This is a genomic window from Candidatus Cloacimonadota bacterium, assembly GCA_011372345.1.
In the GTDB taxonomy this organism is placed as follows: Bacteria; Cloacimonadota; Cloacimonadia; order Cloacimonadales; family TCS61; genus DRTC01.
Map to the genome: position 1 here is coordinate 1 of DRTC01000578.1, position 2,022 is coordinate 2,022.

Genomic DNA, 2,022 nt, shown 5'->3' on the forward strand with positions numbered 1-2,022 from the left:
ACACTGTCCGCTGTCGAACATCCGTAAACCTGAATTCCGTCATCATTTGTATTGCCTGTCATCGGGATATTTCCATGTGATGAAGAACTCGGATAAGAACCGATATTCATCGATAAACCCCAGTTATTGCCGGTAATCGTGTTTCCTGATCCGATCTGAAATTCTCCGGTATTATACATATAAATTGCACCTTGCGGATCGGAATGTCCGCAAATCGTCTGGTTGGAAATACTCGGATTTGTGCAGTTTGTGAAATACAATCCTTCCTTATCGTTGTTCTGAATCGTATTAACAACGGAAAGCGTTGGAGATGTTACTCCGGTATAATAAATTCCGTAATCATTATTTTGAATGGTGCAATTCTGGATGGATGGATTAGAATTGTTGCAATAAACACCATAAGCAGTATAATAAGTAGCATATTCAATCGTGCAATAATTAAGTGAACCGGTCGCTTCATTTTGGTACAAAATGCCATACCATTCATCGTCGGCATCTCGTCTGGTAAATGTTATTCCGTTTCCTGCCGTTCCGTTTGCAGTTAATCTTCCATAAGCCTGAATATAAGCTCCATTTTCAAATTGGACAAGACATCCATCTTCGATAGTAAGTCCCGCATTATCATTTATTTGAGCATATCCAATGACGATGTGAGGATTATCAGAGGCATACCAGGTAACACTTTCATCAGAATAAGATACATTCTCGTGAGTGACTGCCTGTAAAAGAGATGAAAACGATAATAAGAATAACACAATTAATAAACTTTTTTTTTCTTTTCGCATTTTTTTCCTCCTGTAACACAATCATTCATAATTGTGCTAATTTTTCTTTCTCAATCAAGATGTTTGAGTTACATCCTTTTTTCTTGTTCCCAAATTTTATTTGGGAACACAATTGAACAAGAAATTGTATTTCGAACAATTTTCCTCATTCTTTTAAACATCAAAGTGAAACTGTTACTGCAATTACATTCCCAAATGGAATTTGGGAACGAGGAGATACTCACCCGAGTAGGACGATGTAAAACAATTTGGCAAATTGAATTACTTTCTCAAACATGGATGTTTGAGTTACATCCTTTTTTCTTGTTCCCAAATTTTATTTGGGAACACAATTGAACAAGAAATTGTATTTCGAACAATTATTCCTCATTCTTTTAAACATCAAAGCGAAACTTTTACTGCAATTACATTCCCAAATGGAATTTAGGAACGAGGAGATACTCACCCATTTCTGTCTCAAGTCCAGTCTCGCTCCGCTCCGCTGAACTCGAGTCTTTTAATTCACAGCCGTAACCCGATAGAATTTCTTTGTTTCTATAGGAATCGCTTCGCTCCAACTCATATCGGAACCTGTCCATTCGTCAGTTGAGAATGTTCCGTAAGGATCCGTATCGGAATAAATTTTGTAGGAAGTTGCTCCGGGAACAGAATTCCAACTGATATGAACAGAATCTGATTCGATATAGATCGTCACATTTTCAGGAGAATCTGGTTCTGTGGAAGTTGAGTAATTCACATTATAAGGTTCAAATCCCATTAAAGGCATTTCTCCGCTGATCTCCGGCAGAAAGAACATAAAAGCCTGCACAACTGTCGGATGATCTCCGGTTGGATTATTATCAGGGAAAATATTTGTTACTATTTCCGTGTCTTCCTGTGTTGTATGAACACTCAAAGCGAGTCCCGTCGGATTTCCTAATCCAGACCAGGGAATGCTGATTTCCGTGAATGGATTTTCCGTCCAGCCTTCATAACTTCCGCAGCCGTTACCAGGATAATGAGAATATGTCCAACCTCGAGTTTCTGTCCAGCTATTTAACTGGATAGAACTTCCACCGCCTTCGACTGCTATCTGGTATTCAGGAAGGTAATTCCCGGAAAAATCAACTCTTGACCAGGAACCTGTTGAAGCTCCGAGAGTATCGTTTTGATTAACATCGAGATTGACAAAGAAATCTCCAAGAATATCCAATGCCAAACTCTCAAAACCAATGTATAAATAATCTTCATCCCAGGT

Annotated in this window: 2 protein-coding genes; both read right to left on the reverse strand. The window is 38.5% G+C overall.

Going from position 1 to position 2,022, the window contains the following annotated elements; genetic code table 11:
• Positions 1-785, reverse strand: a 785-nt coding sequence (locus tag ENL20_11110) for a right-handed parallel beta-helix repeat-containing protein (protein ID HHE39100.1), incomplete at its 3' end; no start/stop codon positions are given.
• A gap of 496 nt (positions 786-1,281) precedes the next feature.
• Positions 1,282-1,542: a hypothetical protein gene (locus ENL20_11115; GenBank protein HHE39101.1), complete on the reverse strand. Its 261-nt coding sequence runs from the start codon at positions 1,540-1,542 to the stop codon at positions 1,282-1,284.
• Positions 1,543-2,022 lie beyond the last annotated feature (480 nt).